Annotated in this window: 12 protein-coding genes and 2 pseudogenes; 5 read left to right on the top strand and 9 right to left on the bottom strand. The window is 50.2% G+C overall.

Annotation, left to right across the window (positions count from 1 at the left end; all coding sequences use genetic code 11):
• The first annotated feature begins 366 nt into the window (after positions 1-366).
• The gene (gene yfaL / locus A7Z06_RS18085) at positions 367-4,095 is read left to right on the top strand and encodes an AIDA-I family autotransporter adhesin YfaL/EhaC (protein WP_105279523.1); all 3,729 of its coding nucleotides are present in this window, start codon (positions 367-369) and stop codon (positions 4,093-4,095) included.
• Positions 4,096-4,401: 306 nt separating this feature from the next.
• Here yfaL and ubiG read toward each other — a convergent pair whose 3' ends face one another.
• The gene (ubiG, locus tag A7Z06_RS18080; RefSeq protein WP_000990776.1) at positions 4,402-5,124 is read right to left on the bottom strand and encodes a bifunctional 2-polyprenyl-6-hydroxyphenol methylase/3-demethylubiquinol 3-O-methyltransferase UbiG; all 723 of its coding nucleotides are present in this window, start codon (positions 5,122-5,124) and stop codon (positions 4,402-4,404) included.
• A gap of 146 nt (positions 5,125-5,270) precedes the next feature.
• On the opposite strand from ubiG, the gene gyrA reads away from it, so the two are divergent.
• The 3 genes and pseudogenes from gyrA to A7Z06_RS18065 all read left to right on the top strand — a co-directional run.
• Entirely contained in the window at positions 5,271-7,898 is a 2,628-nt protein-coding gene (gyrA, locus tag A7Z06_RS18075) for a DNA topoisomerase (ATP-hydrolyzing) subunit A (protein ID WP_001281237.1), read from the top strand.
• A gap of 148 nt (positions 7,899-8,046) precedes the next feature.
• Positions 8,047-8,148 (top strand): annotated as a pseudogene (locus tag A7Z06_RS22125) (hypothetical protein); the annotation flags it as partial.
• Positions 8,139-8,588: pseudogene (locus tag A7Z06_RS18065) on the top strand (YfaP family protein); the annotation flags it as partial. The pseudogenes A7Z06_RS22125 and A7Z06_RS18065, both read left to right, overlap by 10 nt.
• Before the next feature lie 73 nt (positions 8,589-8,661).
• On the opposite strand, the gene atoB reads toward A7Z06_RS18065, so the two are convergent.
• The 6 genes from atoB to atoS form a co-directional block, all read right to left on the bottom strand.
• Complete coding sequence (gene atoB / locus A7Z06_RS18060) at positions 8,662-9,846, bottom strand: acetyl-CoA acetyltransferase (RefSeq protein ID WP_000786558.1); 1,185 nt, start codon at positions 9,844-9,846, stop codon at positions 8,662-8,664.
• Positions 9,847-9,876: 30 nt separating this feature from the next.
• Entirely contained in the window at positions 9,877-11,199 is a 1,323-nt protein-coding gene (locus tag A7Z06_RS18055; protein ID WP_000580275.1) for a TIGR00366 family protein, read from the bottom strand.
• Positions 11,196-11,846 (bottom strand): acetate CoA-transferase subunit beta, encoded by a 651-nt coding sequence (atoA, locus tag A7Z06_RS18050; RefSeq protein WP_000339060.1) that lies wholly within the window; start codon positions 11,844-11,846, stop codon positions 11,196-11,198. Before atoA ends, A7Z06_RS18055 begins: the two co-directional genes overlap by 4 nt.
• Entirely contained in the window at positions 11,846-12,508 is a 663-nt protein-coding gene (gene atoD / locus A7Z06_RS18045; protein ID WP_000850524.1) for an acetate CoA-transferase subunit alpha, read from the bottom strand. The genes atoA and atoD overlap by 1 nt, the downstream gene beginning before the upstream one ends.
• 194 nt (positions 12,509-12,702) lie before the next feature.
• The gene (gene atoC, locus A7Z06_RS18040; RefSeq protein WP_000125304.1) at positions 12,703-14,088 is read right to left on the bottom strand and encodes an acetoacetate metabolism transcriptional regulator AtoC; all 1,386 of its coding nucleotides are present in this window, start codon (positions 14,086-14,088) and stop codon (positions 12,703-12,705) included.
• Positions 14,085-15,911 (bottom strand): two-component system sensor histidine kinase AtoS, encoded by a 1,827-nt coding sequence (gene atoS, locus A7Z06_RS18035; RefSeq protein ID WP_010347615.1) that lies wholly within the window; start codon positions 15,909-15,911, stop codon positions 14,085-14,087. Before atoS ends, atoC begins: the two co-directional genes overlap by 4 nt.
• 166 nt (positions 15,912-16,077) lie before the next feature.
• Here atoS and rcsC point away from each other — a divergent pair, with 166 nt between their 5' ends.
• Positions 16,078-18,927: a two-component system sensor histidine kinase RcsC gene (rcsC, locus tag A7Z06_RS18030; RefSeq protein WP_000876095.1), complete on the top strand. Its 2,850-nt coding sequence runs from the start codon at positions 16,078-16,080 to the stop codon at positions 18,925-18,927.
• Positions 18,928-19,074: 147 nt separating this feature from the next.
• On the opposite strand, the gene rcsB is transcribed toward rcsC, so the two are convergent.
• Complete coding sequence (gene rcsB / locus A7Z06_RS18025; RefSeq protein WP_001516743.1) at positions 19,075-19,725, bottom strand: response regulator transcription factor RcsB; 651 nt, start codon at positions 19,723-19,725, stop codon at positions 19,075-19,077.
• 16 nt (positions 19,726-19,741) lie between these two features.
• A complete protein-coding gene (rcsD, locus tag A7Z06_RS18020) occupies positions 19,742-22,414 on the bottom strand; it encodes a phosphotransferase RcsD (RefSeq protein ID WP_001249070.1) in 2,673 nt (890 codons plus the stop codon).
• Positions 22,415-22,900 lie beyond the last annotated feature (486 nt).

Genomic DNA, 22,900 nt, shown 5'->3' with positions numbered 1-22,900 from the left:
GATGTGGCGAAAATTGATACCATCACAAACTCATATCACGTCGACACTTATTGTTATGTTTATGATGTGAGCAAATGTAAAGAGGTGTGGTTCACGAAACAGATATTTTTTAATCAGTAGATGTAAAATAAAAGTTTGCGATATTGATTATTCCAGGTAAACAAGAAATGAATTAATCAGTTTAATATGTTTTAATTATCATTGTTTAATAATCAGGTAAACTTTGAAAGAAATAATTAATTCCTTTCTGTAAATATTATTGCTGGTACGCTTATTTTAAAAATTTCTTGTTTACAATTGGTTGTTATCTACAATCGCAATATGCCTTTTAATGATAGCCTGTTATTTCTCACAGGCTGTCAGATCATGAATAAAAAATGGATTATTTTTATCAGGAAAGGATATCTGTTAATTTTCCTGGCTGTCGTTGCTTGCGTGTTTACGCGTGCAAACGCGGCGTCGCAGATTCTGTCTTCATGTCAGGGGGTTAATGTTACTACCAGTTGCCTGGCCAGTCGCCAGAGCCTCTCAGGTAGTATGCAGACCTGGAGTGTTGCTGACGGGCAATGGCTTATTTTTTCCTCTATGGCAAATGATGCCAGTGGCGGGGCGGTATTTTTACAACAAGGAGCTGATTTCATATTGTCAGCACAAGGTGGAACAGGTATGACTCTGTTCGAAAATAATACCGTGAGTGGTGAATATAATAATGGAGGTGCTATTTTTGCGAAAGAAAACTCAACGCTGAATCTTACTCGGGTTATCTTCGACAGTAATGTGGCAGGAGGATATGGCGGGGCAATCTATTCTGCGGGTACAAATGACGCTGGTGATATTGATCTTAGCGTTACCAATGCTGTATTTACAGGTAATATTGCTAACGACGGCAAAGGTGGCGCAATTTATTCGATTAATAATAATATTTACTTAAATAATACGATTTTTAATCATAATCGGGCATATACATCAACAAGTTACAGTGATGGCGATGGTGGCGCTATCGATATCACTGATAATAATACGGAAACCATTCACCCATCAGAGTTCACAATAATTAATAACACCACGTTTACAGATAATATTGCTGAAGGTTACGGTGGCGCAATTTATAGCAGTAGTACGAACTCTCCCTATCTTATTGATATTTCGGTTGATGCCAGCTACAGCTACAACGGTGGCGTTTTGATGGATGAGAACAACAGTGCCGCAGGATATGGCGATGCGCCATCTGCATCGGCGGGCGGCTTTATGTACATCGATTCAAGTCAGGTCAGGTTTGATATCGCTGGTAATAAAACGTTGATTATTGGTGACCTGAGCAACGATGGTGCGCTCGATTCCATTGCCGGAACCGGAAGTATCAGCAAAACCGGCGCAGGCGAACTGGTGCTTAATGCGGATAATAATAATTTTACCGGCGAGATGCGGGTTGAAAACGGTGAAGTGACGCTGGGGCGTAGCAATTCTCTGATGAATGTTGGCGATGATCGTTGCCAGAGTAATCCACAAAATTGCTATGGACTGATGGTCGGCAGTATCAGTCATCGGGATGATCAGGCAGAACTTAACGTTGGCGCAACACAGCAGACTTTTGTTCACTCACTGACGGGTTTTCAGAATGGCACTTTAAATATTGATGCTGGCGGTAACGTGACGGTAAATGCCGGCGGGTTTAGCGGAACTATTGAAGGTGAAGGGCAACTGACCATTGCCGAAAATGGTAGCTATGCGCTGGCGGGGGCGTCGTCGATGGCACTGACCGGCGATGTCGTGGTAGAAGATGGCGCAATCCTCTCGCTGGCGGGAAACGCGGCGGATCTGGCGGCGATGCAGGACGATCCGCAGTCAATTGTATTAAACGGTGGCGTATTAGATCTTTCCGATTTCACCACCTGGCAGAGCGGTACGTCAGAGAACGATGGGCTGGAAATCAGTGGTAACGGCGGTACGGTGATTGGTCAGCAGGACGTTGTCGATCTTTATGGTGGTGAGGAATTGCATATTGGCGATGACGGGAAAAAAGGCGTCTATGTAGTGGTAGATGCAGGCGATGGACAGGTAAGCCTGGCGAATGACAATCAATACCTCGGCACAACACAAATCGCTTCCGGCACGCTGGTAGTGAGCAACAATTCTCAGCTTGGTGATACTCACTATAACCGCCAGGTTATCTTCACTGATAATCAACAAGATAGCGCGATGGAGATTACGGCTGATGTCGATACTCGCTCTGCGATGGCTGGTCATGGGCGTGATATCGAAATGCGCGCTGATGGCGAAATTGTGGTTGATGATGGTGCTGTGACGCAGTGGGGCGCATTGATGGCCGACAGCAGTGGACAGCACCAGGACGCGGGAACCACACTGACGAAAACCGGTGCAGGCACGCTGGAACTGACTGCCAGCGGCACGGCGCAGTCGGCAGTGCGAGTGGAAGAAGGTACGCTGAAAGGTGATGTTGCGGATATCTTTCCTTACGCTTCGTCGCTGTGGGTTGGTGACGGGGCAACGTTCGAGACTGGCGCGGATCAGGATATTCAGTCTATTGATGCCAGTTCCAGTGGCACTATCGACATCAGCGATGGCACGGTTTTGCGTTTAACCGGGCAGGATACGTCTGTGGCGCTCGACGCCTCATTATTTAACGGTGGCGGTACGCTGGTGAATGTCACCGATGGCGTTACGTTAACGGGCGAGCTTAATACCAACCTTGAAACTGACAGCCTGACTTATCTTCCTGGCGTGACGATCAATGGTGATCTGAGCAATACTTTCGGCGCGGTCAGCCTGCAAAATGGCGTCGCTGGCGATACCCTGATCGTAAACGGTGATTACAACGGTGGCGGTACGTTGTTGCTCGACAGCGAATTAAACGGCGATGACTCGGTAAGCGACCGGTTGGTGTTGAACGGTAATACCGCTGGCAACACGACCGTGGTGGTTAACCCCATTACTGGCATTGGCGATCCGACATCTACAGGTATAAAACTGGTTGATTTCGCTGGCGATCCCACACAATTTCAAAATAACGCGCAGTTCAGTCTGGCGGGCAGCGGCTACGTCAATATGGGAGCGTATGACTACACGCTGGTGGAAGATAACAACGACTGGTATTTGCGATCACAAAAAGTCACGCCTCCATCGCCACCTGATCCAGACCCGACTCCCGATCCTGATCCCACGCCCGCTTATCAGCCGGTGTTGAATGCAAAAATTGGTGGATATCTTAATAACCTTCGGGCGGCAAATCAGGCGTTTGTGATGGAGCGACACGATCACGCAGGTAGCAACGGTCAGACGCTGCATTTGCGCATTATCGGCGGACGTTATCATTACACGGCGGCAGGGCAACTGGCTCAGCATGAAGACACCTCTACGGTGCAGCTTAGCGGTGATCTGTTTAGGGGGCGCTGGGGCGATGATGGCGAATGGATGCTTGGGATTGTAGGTGGCTACAGCGATAACCAGGGAGACAGCCGCTCGAATATGACTGGAACTCGCGCCGATAACCAGAACCACGGTTATGCCGTTGGTCTGACTTCGAGCTGGTTTCAGCATGGTAGCCAGCAGCAGGGGGCGTGGCTGGATAGCTGGCTGCAATACGCGTGGTTTAGCAATGATGTTTCCGAACAAGGCGATGGCGCGGATCATTACCACTCGTCGGGTATTGTCGCCTCGCTGGAAGCTGGCTATCAGTGGTTACCGGGGCATGGTGTGGTAATCGAACCACAGGCGCAGGTGATTTATCAGGGCGTGCAGCAGAATGATTTTACCGCCGCTAACCGTGCGCGGGTGTCGCAATCGCAGGGCGATGATATTCAGACGCGTGTCGGGATACATAGCGAATGGCGTAATGCTTTCCATATCACGCCAACCCTGGATCTGAATTATTATCACCATCCCCATTCGGCGGAAATTGAAGACGATGGCAGCAATATCAGCGACGATGCGCCGAAGCAGCGTGGTGAAATAAAAGTGGGGATAACAGGCAATATTAGCCAGCGAGTTTCCCTGCGCGGCAGCGTCGCATGGCAGAAGGGAAGTGATGATTTTGCCCAGACGGCAGGATTTTTGTCGATGACGGTGAAATGGTAATTGTTGTCCGCCCGGCATCGTTGCCGGATGCGGCGTAAACGCCTTATCCGACCTACGGGGGAGTCATTTGTAAGCCTGATAAGACGCGGCAAGCGTCGCATCAGGCATTGGTACGGTTGCCGGATGAATCCGGTCAACAGGAGAGCCATTTGTAGGCCTGATAAGACGCGGCAAGCGTCGCATCAGGCATTGGTACGGTTGCCAGATGAATCCGGTCAACAGGGGAGTCATTTGTAGGTCTGATAAGACGCGGCAAGCGTCGCATCAGGCATTGGCGCGGTTGTCAGATGTATCCGGTCAACAATCTCACTTATTCTGCGTGTGCAGCATATAGTTCACATCCACGCCGGGGCCGAGCTTAAAAGTATTTGTGATTGGGTTGTAATGTAGCCCGGTCATATGGCGCTCTTTAAGACTGGTCTGATCCACCCAGCCCAGCAGTTCTGCCGGTTTAATAAACTTCTTCACATCATGCGTGCCTTTGGGCACCATGCGCAAAATATATTCCGCGCCGACCACCGCCATCAGCCATGACTTGCCGTTGCGGTTAAGCGTGGAGAAAAAGACATCGCCGCCCGGTTTCACCAGTTGCGCACAGGCTCTAACCACTGACTGTGGATCGGGGACGTGCTCCAGCATCTCCATGCAGGTCACCACATCATACTGTCCGGCATGTTTTGCTGCGTGTTCTTCAACGGTTTCCTGCACGTACTCCACCTGAATACCGCTTTCCAGCGCGTGTAGCTTTGCAACTTGTAGCGGTTCAAAACCCATATCCAGGCCGGTCACCGTCGCGCCTTCGCGCGCCATACTCTCAGCCAGAATGCCGCCGCCACAACCGACATCGAGCACCTTTTTGCCAAATAAACCGCCAGCACGCTCGGCAATATAGCCCAGACGCAGCGGGTTAATGCGGTGCAGCGGTTTGAACTCACCTTCAAGATCCCACCAGCGGGAGGCGACGGCTTCAAATTTAGCGATCTCTTCGTGGTCTACGTTATGGTTTACCGGCGATTTTTCGGCATTCATTGGCACTTCTACTCCGTAATTGGCAAGACAAACGAGTATATCAGGCATTGGATGTGAATAAAGCGTATAGGTTTACCTCAATCTGCGCGGCTGTGTTATAATTTGCGACCTTTGAATCCGGGATACAGTAGAGGGATAGCGGTTAGATGAGCGACCTTGCGAGAGAAATTACACCGGTCAACATTGAGGAAGAGCTGAAGAGCTCCTATCTGGATTATGCGATGTCGGTCATTGTTGGCCGTGCGCTGCCAGATGTCCGAGATGGCCTGAAGCCGGTACACCGTCGCGTACTTTACGCCATGAACGTACTAGGCAATGACTGGAACAAAGCCTATAAAAAATCTGCCCGTGTCGTTGGTGACGTAATCGGTAAATACCATCCCCATGGTGACTCGGCGGTTTATGACACGATCGTCCGTATGGCGCAGCCATTCTCGCTGCGTTACATGCTGGTAGACGGTCAGGGTAACTTCGGTTCCATCGACGGCGACTCTGCGGCGGCAATGCGTTATACGGAAATCCGTCTGGCGAAAATTGCCCATGAACTGATGGCCGATCTCGAAAAAGAGACGGTCGATTTCGTTGATAACTATGACGGTACGGAAAAAATTCCGGACGTCATGCCGACCAAAATTCCTAACCTGCTGGTGAACGGTTCTTCCGGTATCGCCGTAGGTATGGCAACCAACATCCCGCCACACAACCTGACGGAAGTCATCAACGGTTGTCTGGCGTATATCGATGATGAAGACATCAGCATTGAAGGGCTGATGGAACACATTCCGGGGCCGGACTTCCCGACGGCGGCAATCATTAACGGTCGTCGCGGTATTGAAGAAGCTTACCGTACCGGTCGCGGCAAGGTATATATCCGCGCCCGTGCTGAAGTGGAAGTTGACGCCAAAACCGGGCGTGAAACCATTATCGTCCACGAAATTCCGTATCAGGTGAACAAAGCGCGCCTGATCGAGAAGATTGCGGAACTGGTAAAAGAAAAACGCGTGGAAGGCATCAGCGCGCTGCGTGACGAGTCTGACAAAGACGGTATGCGCATCGTGATTGAAGTTAAACGCGATGCGGTCGGTGAAGTGGTGCTCAACAACCTCTACTCCCAGACCCAGCTGCAGGTTTCTTTCGGTATCAACATGGTGGCATTGCACCATGGTCAGCCGAAGATCATGAACCTGAAAGACATTATCGCTGCGTTTGTCCGTCACCGTCGCGAAGTGGTGACCCGTCGTACCATTTTCGAACTGCGTAAAGCCCGCGATCGTGCTCATATTCTTGAAGCATTAGCCGTAGCACTGGCGAACATCGACCCGATCATTGAACTGATCCGTCATGCGCCGACGCCTGCAGAAGCGAAAACCGCGCTGGTTGCTAATCCGTGGCAGCTGGGCAACGTTGCCGCGATGCTGGAGCGTGCGGGTGACGATGCTGCGCGTCCGGAATGGCTGGAGCCAGAGTTCGGCGTGCGTGACGGTCTGTACTACCTGACCGAACAGCAAGCTCAGGCAATTCTGGATCTGCGTTTGCAGAAACTGACCGGCCTTGAGCACGAAAAACTGCTCGACGAATACAAAGAACTGCTGGATCAGATCGCGGAACTGCTGCGTATTCTGGGTAGCGCCGATCGTCTGATGGAAGTGATCCGCGAAGAGCTGGAACTGGTTCGTGAACAGTTCGGCGACAAACGTCGTACTGAAATCACTGCCAACAGCGCAGACATCAACCTGGAAGATCTGATCACTCAGGAAGATGTGGTCGTGACGCTCTCTCACCAGGGCTACGTGAAGTACCAGCCGCTTTCGGAATACGAAGCGCAGCGTCGTGGCGGGAAAGGTAAATCTGCCGCACGTATTAAAGAAGAAGACTTTATCGACCGACTGCTGGTGGCGAACACCCACGACCATATTCTGTGCTTCTCCAGCCGTGGTCGCGTCTATTCGATGAAGGTTTATCAGTTGCCGGAAGCTTCTCGTGGTGCACGTGGTCGTCCGATCGTCAACCTGCTGCCGCTGGAACAGGACGAACGTATCACCGCGATCCTGCCTGTGACCGAGTTTGAAGAAGGCGTGAAAGTCTTCATGGCGACTGCTAACGGTACTGTGAAGAAAACCGTCCTCACCGAATTCAACCGTCTGCGTACCGCCGGTAAAGTGGCGATCAAGCTGGTTGAAGGCGATGAGCTGATCGGCGTTGATCTGACCAGTGGCGAAGACGAAGTAATGCTGTTCTCCGCCGAAGGTAAAGTGGTGCGCTTTAAAGAGTCTTCTGTCCGTGCGATGGGCTGCAACACCACGGGTGTTCGCGGTATTCGTTTAGGCGAAGGCGATAAAGTCGTGTCTCTGATCGTACCGCGTGGCGATGGCGCAATCCTTACTGCAACACAAAATGGTTACGGTAAACGTACTGCGGTGGCGGAATACCCAACTAAGTCGCGTGCGACGAAAGGGGTTATCTCCATCAAAGTGACTGAACGTAACGGTTTAGTGGTTGGTGCGGTACAGGTTGATGACTGCGATCAGATCATGATGATCACCGATGCCGGTACGTTGGTACGTACCCGCGTTTCGGAAATCAGCATCGTGGGCCGTAACACCCAGGGCGTGATCCTCATCCGTACTGCGGAAGATGAAAACGTAGTGGGTCTGCAACGTGTTGCTGAACCGGTTGACGAGGAAGATCTGGATACCATCGATGGCAGTGCTGCGGAAGGGGACGATGAAATCGCTCCGGAAGTGGACGTTGACGACGAGCCAGAAGAAGAATAATTTTATTTCTTCATGTCAAAAGGGAGCCATCTCCCTTTTTTAAATTGAAAAGTCCAGGCTGCAAAGTCTGGGCTTTTGTCGTATTAGGGCGCGATAAAGTTGTGCATCGCCCATAAAAAATGGCTGGCTTTACACAAGGAATGTGGCAATGAGTGGTGAAAAAAAGGCGAAAGGCTGGCGGTTTTATGGCCTTGTAGGTTTTGGTGCAATAGCCCTACTTTCCGCTGGCGTCAGGGCATTGAAGGCAGCAACAGTGTGCAGGTCATCAGCCCGGATGGGCAAAGCCGACAAAAAATGCAGTTTTACTCAACGCCGGGTACAGGAACGATTCGCGCACGTTTACGGCTGGTTCTCTCGTGGGATACGGATAATACCGACCTCGATCTTCATGTCGTTACGCCTGATGGCGAACACGCCTGGTACGGTAACACGGTGCTGAAAAACAGTGGCGCACTGGATATGGATGTCACGACGGGGTACGAACCCGAGATTTTCGCCATGCCAGCGCCAGTTCACGGGCGTTATCAGGTGTATATCAACTACTATGGCGGACGCAGCGAAACGGAATTAACCACCGCCCAACTGACGCTGATCACCGATGAAGGATCGGTCAATGAGAAACAGGAAACATTTATTGTACCGATGCGTAATGCTGGCGAGCTGACGCTGGTGAAAAGTTTTGACTGGTAATTAATGAGGTTACTTTCACTGTCGATGTTTAAGAAAACGCCCGATGACTTTCGCTATCGGGCGTTTTTGTTCGTTAATTCAATCGTTCAATCACCATCGCAATTCCCTGACCGCCGCCAATGCACAGCGTCGCCAGACCCAGCGTTTTATCGCGAGCCTGCATTGCATGTAATAGTGTGACCAGAATACGTGCACCGCTGGCGCCGATAGGATGCCCCAGCGCGATGGCTCCGCCGTTGACATTCACTTTCTCAGGATCAAAGCCCAGGGTTTTCCCAACGGCAAGGAACTGCGCGGCAAATGCTTCATTGGCTTCGATGAGATCAATGTCTGCCAGTTGCAGCCCCGCCAGTTGTAACGCTTTTTGCGTGGCAGGTACTGGCCCCATACCCATCAATGCAGGGGGCACGCCACCGCTGGCATAGCTTTTAATGCGTGCCAGTGGTTTTAGGCCTGCCGCCAGCGCCGCAGATTCTTCCATAATCACCAGTGCGGCAGCCCCATCGTTAATGCCAGACGCGTTCCCGGCGGTGACCGTTCCGGCTTTGTCGAAGGCCGGGCGCAATGCAGCAAGAGCTTCTGCAGTAGAATCTACTTTCGGGAATTCATCGCGATCGAAGACGATGTTTTTCTTCCGTGTGACAACATTTACCGGGACAATTTCGGCGGTAAAAGCACCGGACTCAATGGCTGCTGCCGCTTTACGCTGTGAATGTAGCGCCAGTTCATCCTGCATTTCACGGGTAATTCCGTACTCTTTGGCAACGTTCTCGGCGGTAATACCCATATGATAACCGTGAGTGGCGCACATCAGGCCATCGCGCAGGATCACGTCATAAACCTGTCCGTCTCCAAGACGATAACCAGAGCGTGCTTTTGCATCGAGTAAATAGGGCGCTAAACTCATGTTCTCCATTCCACCCGCTACGATGCTCTGTGCCTGACCGGCCTGAATTGCCTGGGCGGCAAGCGCCACGCTTTTCAGACCAGAACCACATACTTTGTTGACCGTAAATCCGCACACCGTTTCTGCCAGTCCGCTTTTTAGCAGTGCCTGACGAGCCGGATTTTGCCCCAGCCCGGCCTGCAATACGTTACCCATAATCACTTCATCGACGTGTTGTGAATCGAGTTTTGCGCGTTCAATGGCGGCCTGAATTACTGTTGCCCCCAGATCGATGGCGCTGGTGGAGGCGAGTGAACCATTAAAACTACCGATGGCAGTACGTACCGCACTGACGATGACACAATTTTTCATTTTATATTCCTTCTGTCTGTAGAGTTGCCGTCAGAACAGCGTTAAACCAATGACGAAAATGACGCCGGAGAAGAGCAGGGCAGTGATGCAATAGCCCATGATGTCGCGGACACCGAGCCCGGCGATTGCCAGTGCTGGCAGCGCCCAGAACGGTTGTGCCATGTTCATCCATTGCTCGCCGTAGGCGATCGCCATTACCGATTTACCGAGATCAGCGCCCAGCGCCTGGGCTGCGGGTATCACGAAAGGTCCCTGAATAACCCAGTGACCGCCGCCAGACGGAACGGCGAAGTTAATCAGTGCAGAACTAAAGAAGGTCATTACCGGGAAGGTGTCTTTGTTCGCAACATTGATGAAGAATTCGGTAATGAGTCCGCCCAGACCGGAGTGCTCCATCATCAGTTGGATCCCGGCGTAGAAGGGGAATTGCACCAGAATACCGGCGGTACTGCGTGCTGCCGCGCTGATAGCACGCATATAAGCCATTGGCGTTTTATGTAGCAGCAGACCCGCAATCATAAACATCAGGTTGACGGTATTGATGGTGATGTTGAAGCCATGTTCGCTGAAGTACATTGCCAGGTAAGCGATACCGAGTGCGCCGATGATCAACGTCAGAATGCGGCTTTCTTCCAGTCGCTCGGACGGTGGAGCATCTTTCGGTAGCTGCTTTTGAAAATCAGCCTCTTCCATGAGTAGTTTTGGATCGATACTCACCACGTCAGACGGTTTTGGCATCATCATGCGGGTGATAAATGGCATCACCACAATCAATGCCACAGTGATGAAAATGTTAAAACCACTGAACAGAGTATCGCCCACCGGGATAAGCCCGGCGATATGCTCAACCGGGTTGCCCGGTGTTGCAGCCAACAGAGGCATTGAGCCAGAGAAGCCGCCACCCCAGGTGAGAAAACCAATGTAGGCGCAGGCAATGAGCAACGGATAATCAGAGCCAGGTACTCGCCGGGCGACTTCACGGGCGAACATTGCGCCGACAACCAGACCAAATCCCCAGTTGATGACACAAGCGACGGAACCGAAGAAAGTGACCAGCATGACGCCCTGTACGGGTGTTTTTGCGGCGGAGGCGGCAGTCCGCAGCAAGCTTTTCACCGGAGCAGAGCTGGCAAGGGCATGACCGGTAACGATGATCAGCGCCATCTGCATACCGAACGCCAGCAAGTTCCAGAAACCGTCACCCCACATTTTCACCATGCTGATCGGCGTTTGTGGTGTTAACCAAAGCGCGATCACGAACGTTAGCAACGTCAGCAACATGGCAAAAATCAGAGGATCGGGAAGCCACCGGCTGACAAAACGCGTCATAAAACGTGAGATGCGACCAATCATAAATCACCCCGTTGCGTATTCAGATCGGCGGCTACTTCAAACTGAGCTTCGGTTTTGGCACGCACGGTGGCTAAATCACACCCGTCGGCAATTTCGGTGAGCCACATTTTGCCGTCAATGAAACGAAAGACAGCCAGTTCAGTGACCAGCATATGCACCGCGTGTTGCGCAGTGAGCGGCATGGTGCAGCGGCGCAAAATTTTCGGTGAACCATCTTTGGCGCAATGTTCCATGGCAATGATCACTTTGCGCGCCCCGGTCACCAGATCCATCGCGCCACCCATACCGGGCACCATTTTTCCAGGCACTACCCAGTTCGCGAGGTTGGCTTCTTCGTCTACCTGCAAACCACCGAGCACGCAGGCATCAATATGACCGCCACGGATCAGCGCAAATGACATGGCGCTGTCAAACATGGCTGCGCCGGGTAAAACGCCGCATGGTTGTCCGCCTGCGTTAACCAGATCTGGATGCGCTGTCGTGACCGGGCCTAAACCGAGGAAGCCGTTTTCCGATTGCAGAGTGATATGAATGCCTTCTGGCAAATAGTTGGCGACCATCGTCGGCAGACCAATGCCCAGATTCACGATGTCACCATCACGAAGCTCTTGTGCCACACGGCGTGCAATACGTTGTTTCGCATCCATTATTTGCTCTCCTGTGAAACGATGATGTGGTCGATAACGGCACCAGGGGTGACAATATGGTCAGGTTGCAGCTCGCCGACTTCGACCAGTTCATCTGGCTCCACCAGCGTGATATCAGCCGCAAGGGCAATCAGGGGGTTAAAGTTGCGGGCGCTAAGTTGATAGGTCAGGTTGCCAAGTGTGTCGCAACGATGAGCGCGAATGAGCGCCAGGTCGGCGCGCAGCGGGCGTTCAAGCAGCCAGGTTTTACCGTCGAGTGTCAGTGTCTGTTTGCCTTCCTCTACGACGGTGCCGACACCAGTTGGAGTGAGAAAACCACCAAGTCCAGCGCCACCACAGCGGATTTGCTCGATTAGCGTACCTTGTGGCACCAGAACGACGTCCATTTCACCAGATATCATGCGCCGACCTGTTTCCGGGTTGGTGCCGATATGTGACGCAATTACTTTGCGGACTCGACCATTGACGATGAGCGGACCGATGCCGGTATCAACAAACGCGGTATCATTGGCTATCAATGTCAGGTCGCGAACACCAGATTCCAGTAATGCTTCAACCAGGCGGGATGGAGTGCCAATCCCCATAAATCCGCCCACCATGATGGTCATGCCGTCACGAAAGAAGCCGGAGGCGTCTTGTAATGTCATCAATTTTGTTTTCATTATTTATCCCTCTTACATACACCGTTGTGGGTACAGTCAGGGAATAGCAAGGGGAGTGCCAGAATGAGAATATTTGATGTTGTTTTTAACTGATTGAATATAAAAGGATAAATAAGGTGGGGATTAAGAAGGAGGATGATTGGCTATGCAGAAATTTGCGCACTGTGCAAATTTCTGCATAGCAAGTTTTGGTGTTATACATCCGCCGGATCGATACCGTATTCCTGGAGTTTATACATCAATGCACGGCGACTGATACCCAGCATCAAAGCGGTGCGGGTTCGGTTTCCGTCCTGTTGTTCCAGCACTTCCATAATGATGCGTTTTTCGACGCGTTTAATTTCCTCTTTTAAATTACGCTCACCGACAGGGGCTGTTTTTGCCTCACCAGCATTACAGACTGGCTGACGAATCTGTGGCGGAAGATCCTCAGAAAAAATGATCGGACCTGAGTTCATTACGACGGCGCGTTCAATGACGTTGGAAAGCTCTCGAATATTTCCCGGCCATGACCAGGCGGTAAGCAGTGACATTGCCATCGGATCGATGTCGATAATATCGCGCTGATTCTCACTACTGAATTTTTGCAAAAAGTGATTAGCTAACAGGGAAATATCTTCCCGGCGATCGCGCAGAGGCGGCAGTATTAAATGAATAACGTTAAGGCGATAAAAGAGATCTTCACGGAAGGTGCCTTCTTTTACCATTGCCTGCAAGTCGCGGTTGGTGGCAGCAATGATGCGGATATCAACTTTTATGGTCTGATGGCCGCCAATCCGTTCAAATTCCCGTTCCTGCAGAATGCGTAGTAATTTGGCTTGCAGTACCAGCGGCATTTCGCCAATTTCGTCTAGGAGCAGAGTACCTTCGTTGGCACGTTCAAATAATCCCTGACGCAAGGTTTGTGCACCAGTAAATGCACCTTTTTCATGACCAAACAGTTCACTTTCGAGCAACGATTCCGGCAGCGCCGCGCAGTTGACTTTAATGAACGGCCCCTTTGCCCGCCGCGAATTGTAGTGAATCGCTCTGGCAATCAACTCTTTCCCGGTGCCGCTTTCACCGCTAATCAAGACGCTGGCCTGAGAAAGGGCAATTTTGGCGGTGTCTTTGCAGATGTCCATCATCGCCGGGCTGTTGGTGAGAATGTGCCCCCATTGCCAGCTGGTGCTCAGTGCCTGGTGCAGATGACGGATCTCTTTTTTCATTGACTGGAGTTGTAAAGCGCGCTGAACGATTAAATTCAACTCATCGAGATCAAACGGTTTGATAACATAGTCGAAAGCACCGCAGCGTAGTGCTTCGACGGCGGTTTCCACTTCAGCATAGGCCGTCATCAGAATAACGGGTGTCCGGGTCTCCTGGCTGCGCATCTCCTTTAGTGCCTTGATGCCGTCCATCTCAGGCATACGGATATCCATCAACACCACGTCGGGGTGAATATCGGCAAACAGGTGTAATGCGGTGCGTCCGTTGTTCGCACAATGTGTTTCGTATCCTTGTAGTGCAAAAGCGGTGCTCAGCATACGGCGAACATTATCTTCATCATCAACAATAAGGATGCGATTAATAGCGGTCATACAGTCTGATTTCCCTGCGGGTTGATCGGTAAAATAAGGGTGAAGGTTGCGCCGTAGCCCGGCAAACTGGTGACGCGAATATCCCCCTGATGGGCATTAATGATGCGTTGACTTAACGCCAGACCAAGCCCGGTTCCTGAGGCTTTGGTGGTGAAAAAGGGATCGAAGATCTTTTTTTGCAGCGAGAGATCAATGCCACAGCCGTTGTCTTCTATTGAAATAGCCTGTTGTGAGTCGCTGTACTGCCAGGTTCGAATGCGAATTTTCCCTCGGGCACTGATAGCCTGGACGGCATTGATCAGGATATTCAGGAGTACCTGTTTGAGCAGTTCGCGATCGGCACTAATCGGGCTTAATTCATTGTCCAGTTCGCTTATGAAGTCGATCCGCGCTTGTACGCCGGCGGTTTGCACCAGTACCAGAGTTTCTTCAACCAATGCATTGAGGCTGACTTGTTGCCATTGACCGTGGCGTGGGCGTGAAAAATCGAGCAATTGCTGAATGACTTTGTTAATTGAGTCGATTTCTTTGATTACTACGGACAGATATTCCTGATGTATTGGGTCAGTGGTTTGTTGGCGCAAGATCTGTACATAACCACGAATAGCCGTCAGCGGATTACGGACTTCATGCGCCACGCCAGCCATCAGCTCACCCAGTGTGGCGAGGCGTTCAGCTTGCGCCATGCGGCGTTGGGTTTCTTTGCGGGCAGTTAAATCAGAGAAAATCACCAAAGCACCTATCATTTCACCATGCGTGTTATGAATACGACTGGTAGTGACACTGATTTCAATGGTGCGGTCACGGCCTGGAAAACTGATCTCCAGCGCCACGTGTTCGGTGCCATGTTCCAGCGTATCCAGAACTGGACTGTAGAACTGAGTATTGTCGAACAACATGGAGTAAGGCTGCCCTACCAGTTCATGACGTTGATAGCCAGTGATGACTTCTGCTGCTGGGTTCATGGTGGTTACATCACCCTGGCGGTCGATGGCAATGACGCCATCGGCAGCGTTTTCAATAATCAGATCGTTAAGTGTCCGCGTTTCACGCAGTGCCTGGGCGAGGTTGTTAACACTCTGACTGATTTGCCCCATTTCACCGGGCAATTGTGGTAATCGAGTGGGAATATTTTGCGCCAGAGTCGAGAGGCCATCGGTGATGATATCTATATTGGCGCTCAGGCGACGGGAGAAAAGCACAATCAACAACAGGCTTATCAGCAAACCGGCGGTGAGTACAATGATAATCCTCACATCCATTTTCCAGGCCTGGCGGCGAATATCTTCGGTTAATTCATTGGCCCAGATATAACCGAGGACTTCACCATTACGTTCAATGGGGATCATTGAATTCAAAATATCGCCGCGCACCTGCCTGCCTGAATAAACCAAAGGGGTATTTGTACGCATAACTTCGCGACCAGGGTGATCCGCAGCAATAGTAACGCCCACATTATTCTGATATAGCGATGAAGGCGCATAGGTGATTATCGCATCCAGCGTCTTGTTATAATAACCAGCGCCTATGCCAGGAAAGGCATGAGTGATATTTTCGGTAATGGGGGCAAGCTCTGCATTCAATGCGCGGATACGCTCTTCACGCGGTAAGTCGATGTAGAGATCGTAGCGATCGCCTAGCGCCTGATTAAGCAGGTTGACCACGGCAGAAAGTTTTTTCTCTTTTTCAGATAAGACTGCTGAACGTCCTTCCGTTTCTACGATATAACCAATAGTAAGCGTTGGGACAATGACCATCAGGATTGCCATCAGGATCATTTGATTGCGTAAGCGGCGTGGATAAATCCACTTCATATAATGCATGCTGAAATCCATCAATCTTGTCCGATATATGACGATTATCGGGGGTTAAGGTGATGATTTCTCGGCGGTGTATCATATTACCGAGAAGAGAGAACATTGCGGTGGCACGCTTTTACCGCTACCTTAACCACACTCCATCGGTCACCTGAGGCGGAGCTTCGCCCCTTTGAAATACCTTGCTTCTTTTCGCACAACCCTGAAAGTCTCGCGCTATATGTTCAGAGCATTGGCGTTATTGCTCTGGTTGCTGATTGCTTTTTCATCAGTGTTTTACATCGTCAATGCCCTGCATCAGCGAGAATCTGAGATTCGTCAGGAATTTAACCTGAGTTCCGATCAGGCTCAGCGGTTTATTCAGCGCACTTCTGACGTGATGAAAGAGCTGAAGTACATTGCTGAAAATCGCTTATCTGTAGAAAACGGCGTGCTTTCCCCGCGTGGGCGAGAAACGCAAGCGGATGTGCCGGTGTTCGAACCGTTGTTTGCTGATTCCGATTGTTCCGCGATGAGTAACACCTGGCGTGGCTCTCTGGAGTCACTGGCGTGGTTTATGCGCTACTGGCGCGATAATTTCTCTGCAGCTTACGATCTCAACCGCGTATTTTTGATCGGCAGCGATAACCTCTGCATGGCAAACTTTGGCCTGCGTGATATGCCGGTTGAACGCGATACCGCCCTGAAAGCTCTGCATGAACGCATCAATAAGTATCGTAATGCTCCGCAGGATGACAGCGGCAGCAACCTTTATTGGATCAGCGAAGGCCCGCGTCCTGGCGTTGGATATTTTTACGCGCTGACGCCGGTGTATCTGGCGAACCGTTTGCAGGCCTTGCTGGGCGTTGAACAAACCATTCGGATGGAGAACTTCTTCTTACCAGGTACATTACCGATGGGGGTTACTATCCTTGATGAGAATGGTCATACCCTGATTTCGTTGACCGGACCAGAAAGCAAAATCGAGGCTGAACCGCGTTGGATGCAGGAACGTTCCTGGTTTGGTTATACACCAGGCTTCCATGAACTGGTGCTGAAGAAAAATCTGCCGCCATCATCGTTAAGTATTGTTTACTCGGTGCCCGTAGATCAGGTGCTGGAACGCATTCGTATGCTGATACTTAACGCTATTTTGCTGAATGTGATTGCTGGTGCGGCGCTGTTCACCCTCGCGCGGATGTACGAGCGGCGTATTTTCATTCCGGCAGAAAGTGACGCCCAGCGTCTGGAAGAACACGAGCAGTTTAATCGCAAGATTGTCGCCTCCGCACCGGTGGGGATCTGTATTTTGCGCACCGCTGATGGCGTCAATATTTTGAGTAACGAACTGGCGCATACCTATCTCAACATGCTTACGCATGAGGATCGCCAGCGGCTGACGCAAATTATCTGCGGGCAGCAGGTCAATTTTGTCGATGTCCTGACCAGCAACAATACTAATCTGCAAATCAGCTTTGTTCATTCTCGCTATCGTAATGAAAACGTGGCGATTTGCGTACTGGTCGATGTTTCTTCGCGCGTGAAGATGGAAGAGTCGTTGCAAGAGATGGCGCAGGCAGCAGAACAGGCGAGTCAGTCGAAATCGATGTTCCTTGCTACCGTCAGCCACGAGTTGCGAACGCCGCTGTATGGCATTATCGGTAACCTGGATCTGTTGCAAACCAAAGAGTTGCCGAAAGGCGTTGACCGTCTGGTGACGGCAATGAATAACTCTTCCAGCCTGCTGTTGAAAATTATCAGCGACATTCTCGATTTCTCGAAGATTGAATCGGAACAGTTAAAGATAGAGCCACGTGAGTTTTCACCGCGTGAAGTGATGAACCATATCACCGCCAACTATTTGCCGCTGGTGGTGCGAAAGCAGCTTGGTTTGTACTGCTTTATTGAACCGGATGTGCCGGTAGCTTTAAACGGCGATCCGATGCGTTTACAGCAGGTTATCTCCAATCTGTTGAGTAACGCCATTAAATTTACCGATACCGGCTGCATTGTTCTGCATGTCCGTGCTGATGGTGATTATCTTTCTATTCGTGTTCGCGATACTGGCGTGGGTATTCCGGCGAAAGAAGTGGTGCGGCTTTTTGATCCCTTCTTCCAGGTAGGGACGGGCGTACAGCGTAACTTCCAGGGAACCGGTCTGGGGCTGGCGATTTGTGAAAAATTGATCAGCATGATGGACGGTGACATCTCGGTGGAGTCTGAACCAGGCATGGGAAGCCAGTTTACGGTGCGTATTCCGTTGTATGGTGCGCAATATCCACATAAAAAAGGTGTCGAAGGATTAACGGGTAAACGCTGCTGGTTGGCGGTACGTAATGCGTCACTATACCAGTTTATCGAAACCAGTTTGCAGCGCAGTGGTGTAATCGTTACAACATACGAAGGTCAGGAACCCTCACCAGAGGATGTGTTGATTACGGATGAGGCGCTGAGCGAAAAATGGCAGGGTAGAGCGGTGGTGACGTTCTGCCGTCGGCATATTGGTATTCCGCTGGAGAAAGCGCCCGGTGAGTGGGTGCATAGCGTCGCCTCGTCGCATGAACTGCCTGTGCTACTGGCGCGTATCTATCGGATAGAAATTGAAAATGATGATCCTGCCAACGTTCTGCCATTGATGGACAAAGATTCCACTAGCAATGACGACATGATGATTCTGGTGGTTGACGATCATCCGATTAACCGTCGCTTACTAGCCGATCAGCTCGGATCGTTGGGTTATCAGTGTAAAACGGCAAATGATGGCGTCGATGCGCTTAATGTACTAAGCAAGAATCATATCGATATCGTGCTTAGCGACGTCAACATGCCGAATATGGACGGTTACCGGTTAACGCAACGTATTCGTCAGTTAGGGCTAACGTTGCCGGTAATCGGGGTGACTGCCAATGCGTTGGCTGAAGAGAAGCAGCGGTGTCTGGAGTCCGGTATGGATAGCTGTCTGTCGAAGCCCGTGACGCTGGATGTCATAAAACAGACGCTGACGATGTATGCCGAGAGGGTCAGGAAAGCGCGGAAATCGTAGGAGCGGTCGGAGCAAATGCCTGATGCGACGCTGGCGCGTCTTATCAGGCCTATGTTTGTGCAGTGTATTGAAATATTGGGATTTGTAGGCCGGATAAGGCGTTCACGCCGCATCCGGCGGTCGGTGCTTATCTGGCCTGTCGGGAGATTACTCTTTATCTGCCGGGCTTAAGGTCACAGAAGAGAGATAGTTCAGCAGGGCGATATCGTTCTCGACACCCAACTTCATCATCGCGGATTTCTTCTGGCTGCTGATGGTTTTGATGCTACGGTTGAGCTTTTTAGCAATCTCGGTAACCAGAAAACCTTCTGCAAACAGGCGCAGTACTTCACTCTCTTTAGGTGAGAGACGCTTGTCACCGTAACCACTGGCGCTGATTTTCTCCAGCAGACGAGATACGCTTTCCGGGGTAAATTTCTTGCCTTTTTGCAGCGCGGCGAGGGCTTTCGGCAGATCTGTAGGCGCGCCTTGCTTCAGGACGATTCCTTCGATATCCAGATCCAGTACCGCGCTAAGAATTGCCGGGTTGTTGTTCATGGTCAGAACAATGATCGACAGGCTAGGGAAATGACGCTTGATGTATTTGATCAAGGTGATCCCGTCACCGTATTTATCTCCAGGCATGGAGAGATCGGTAATCAACACGTGCGCATCCAGTTTCGGCAGGTTGTTGATCAGTGCTGTGGAATCTTCAAATTCGCCGACAACATTCACCCACTCAATTTGCTCAAGTGATTTGCGAATACCGAACAGTACTATCGGATGGTCATCGGCAATAATTACGTTCATATTGTTCATGTAATAGGCTACCTTGCTACAGCAAGCTCTTGACATAGCTGTCAATGTCGCTGATGTATTTTTCTGTTCCTGGGACATCCTTCTCGCGAATAAGATGTTCCAGCGTTTCACATAACTGCTTGCCGGGTACCAGATTTAGCATGGCAAACACGCCTTTAAGACGATGAGCCGTTTGGGCTAATGCAGCAAAGTCACTGGTTGCTGCTTCAGTATACAGCCTCTTAACATCATCCGGTACTGTGTCTACAAAGAGCGCATAATAGCCGCTGGCATGGAGTTGTGCATTTTCATCTCCACCCATAGGCGATTCTGTCACCTCTTCCTGCGCCAGTTGCACTTCAATTAATTGTAAGACCGCTTCCTGCATAGCATTGCTCATATTGAAGTTGACGCACAATTGACCAGGCCCAATTTCCCGTACGCCAGACTCATCATCGCTTAAAAGCAAGCCAGAGGCAGTAAGATTAGACGGATTATCCGTTAAAAAGATATCATAATCCTGACTAATTAATCTTTCATCGGGTGTGATACAGGTTGCACCCCAATTTTCTAACTGGCGAGTGACAATATTCCGAATTTCTGTGGAAGTTACATCCACCATCACGGTGACATCATCCAGTAAACGTTCTTCTTCCTCTTCAACGTCCGGGGTAGCAGGGAGCATTTTTATATGCACGGAGTATCGTGTGCCAAGCCCGTCCCGCGTTTTAATATTTAAATGACCGCCCAGTTTTCGCGCTAGTTGATCACTTAACCAGAATGCCAGCGGGTCCGCCTTGCCATAGCGATCGCTTTGGGTCTGGTTGATGAACGGGAAGTGCAAATTATCCATTTCATGAATACTTACACCATCTCCGGTGTCAAGAATGCGGAAAGTCAGACGTTCGTCAGAGGATTCATCCTGATCAACCTCAAGGGTAATTTTCCCCAGTTGCGTTGAGGTGACGGCATATTGCATCAACAGCAGCAAAATACGGCGTAAAGCATCGCGATCGCCACGGCGCATATCGTGTGCTTTCAGATGATTGTTAATCAGCAGTTGCAGGCCTTTGCGTTTCATTGCTGGTAGCACTGCGGGCACTACTTCATCGATTAAATCCTGTACGGAGAAAAGCTCGGTCTCGCTCTTCCAGCTATCGTCCGCAAGAATATTCGCTAGCTGAATTTCATCGACTAGGCGCACCAGCACATCAGCTTGATTTGCCAGTTGTTTGCTTTCCGGGGAGTTGAGTTTAGCCGCACTCTCCGCCAGTGACCGTGCGGGTTCTTTCAGCGCATCGCCAATGTTTTGCATAAAGGCCATCCGGCCCTGCTGGTTTTTCTCATACAGGCGCTGTGCCTGCTTGAGTTTCTTGTTCACCAGCACCTCGCGATCCTGATCGCGAATGATGAAGATTTGCGTACGCGGCGCTATCTGGCTGCGGAACATGCGAATTTCATACAGCTCGTTATTGACGGTCGCCTGAATAATCCCCTGATGCTGTTCTGCCATGGTGGTGATGTTTTGCAGATTCAAATGCGGCAGCAGATGGTCGGCAATCTTATTGCTGATAACTGTGCGATTCGATTCCTGATCGTGAACCAGCAGACCGAGTGGCAGCAGTGACACAATCTCTTCATTTATTGCTCGCAAAATACGCAGTTCGTTATTCACTGCGGTGCTGGGAACGCTTTCTGTGCTGCGCCCGGAGAAATGGCGAAAGGTGGTGTAACCAAAAAGCGCCAGTGCCAGCAAACCGATATTCAGCAGCAGTGGCAGCAGAATATTTTGCAATGTATCCAGCAGCAAAGTGCCGTAAGGAACCTGCCAGACCAGCCGCATATCGGTGGAGTTGAGCGCCGAAGAGATTTCAATCTTCGAACTATTAAAGTTAATGCTGACGCTATCCGTTGCTTCTTTCTCATTATTATTGTTACCCGCAGTACCTGCTTCTGGTTCAAGACGGAAGCTATCCAGCGGCATCCCTGGCGGGATTAAATCATTAATAGGCAGATCAAATGCAACCACTGTTGCCAGATGTCCCGGCTGGTTAAAGGTTGTACGCAAGGTAAAATAATGACCGTTCTGCCAGGCAAGACGGCGCAGGTTAGAAAAACTTTCACGTTCATCCAGGGCGTTAGCCTGTTGCAGCATCTCTGCGCGACGAGAATCAACAATGTCACTGACGGTCGATTCTTTAAATCCGGAGGTGAGATCTTTTAACGGCAGGGTCGAGATAAGAATCAGGCTGTTATCCTGACCGTTCAGATAATACATCGACCACGGTACATTTTCTGCGCCCCATAATGTGTCCAGATAAGTAGACATTCGTTGGGTCATCTCAAGCGTTGAGTTGTCGTGAGAACCAAAGATCAGGGCTTCTGTTTTGCGACGCGGTTTTTCCAGATAGTAGACATCCTGTTTCAGACGCGTCTCTTGCAAACTTTCGCTGGTGGAAGGTGAAGTCGTTGCAGCGATGTTGTCGTAGATCTGCCAGGTCACGTAACGCCAGGTATCGACGCGCTTTTGTATAGCATGAGTAATGTCGACAATCTGGTAGCTTTTATCTTTCAGCCAGGCGTTGACTGCGCTTTGTACCATTACACCCATCATCACCAGCAACACAATGATCAACAGTAAAAAGAAGCGGGTAATGCTCCCCGGTAGGAGTGAAAAGCGGGTCGTGGCCGTTGTCTCTTTCTGACGCATTCGTGTTTATGACCTGTTAAAACTTCGCGAAGTGATAGGGCAGTATAAAGGGTACAGTGCGAAATTCCAGACTATTACCCGATAGATGATTCTCTATTCCTCAACGATATGTCTCGTTCTGCCAGATGAGAAATAGATGTACACACCGCATTCTGCTGTACAAATAATCTGCAAAAAAGAAGAGCGAAATTAATTACGGATAAAGAAAAGATGGCGGGAATTATATCTTGTTAATTTTTTGTGAATTATTAACAAGCGTTATAATTTTCCAGCGGTAGTACAAAAAAATAAAAGTTGTGTAAAGAAGGGTAAAAAAAACCGGATGCGAGGCATCCGGTTGAAATAGGGGTAAACAGACATTCAGAAATGAATGACGGTAATAAATAAAGTTAATGATGATAGCGAGACATATTTTAGTTGCGAGTGAAGATTTTGTTTTGGCATTCAGTGCTATCAAGTACTTAAGAATAAGTTATTGATTTTAAC

The sequence above is a fragment of the Escherichia sp. MOD1-EC6819 genome (assembly GCF_002965765.1).
In the GTDB taxonomy this organism is placed as follows: Bacteria; Pseudomonadota; Gammaproteobacteria; order Enterobacterales; family Enterobacteriaceae; genus Escherichia; species Escherichia ruysiae.
Note: the sequence above shows the minus strand (reverse complement) of the source record. Positions and strands in the feature narration are given on the sequence as shown.

Coding starts and splice junctions, on each gene's coding strand:
- yfaL (WP_105279523.1), top strand. CDS start 367: ATGAATAAAAAATGGATTATTTTTATCAGGAAAGGATATCTGTTAATT.
- ubiG (WP_000990776.1), bottom strand. CDS start 5,124: ATGAATGCCGAAAAATCGCCGGTAAACCATAACGTAGACCACGAAGAG.
- gyrA (WP_001281237.1), top strand. CDS start 5,271: ATGAGCGACCTTGCGAGAGAAATTACACCGGTCAACATTGAGGAAGAG.
- atoB (WP_000786558.1), bottom strand. CDS start 9,846: ATGAAAAATTGTGTCATCGTCAGTGCGGTACGTACTGCCATCGGTAGT.
- A7Z06_RS18055 (WP_000580275.1), bottom strand. CDS start 11,199: ATGATTGGTCGCATCTCACGTTTTATGACGCGTTTTGTCAGCCGGTGG.
- atoA (WP_000339060.1), bottom strand. CDS start 11,846: ATGGATGCGAAACAACGTATTGCACGCCGTGTGGCACAAGAGCTTCGT.
- atoD (WP_000850524.1), bottom strand. CDS start 12,508: ATGAAAACAAAATTGATGACATTACAAGACGCCTCCGGCTTCTTTCGT.
- atoC (WP_000125304.1), bottom strand. CDS start 14,088: ATGACCGCTATTAATCGCATCCTTATTGTTGATGATGAAGATAATGTT.
- atoS (WP_010347615.1), bottom strand. CDS start 15,911: ATGCATTATATGAAGTGGATTTATCCACGCCGCTTACGCAATCAAATG.
- rcsB (WP_001516743.1), bottom strand. CDS start 19,725: ATGAACAATATGAACGTAATTATTGCCGATGACCATCCGATAGTACTG.
- rcsD (WP_001249070.1), bottom strand. CDS start 22,414: ATGCGTCAGAAAGAGACAACGGCCACGACCCGCTTTTCACTCCTACCG.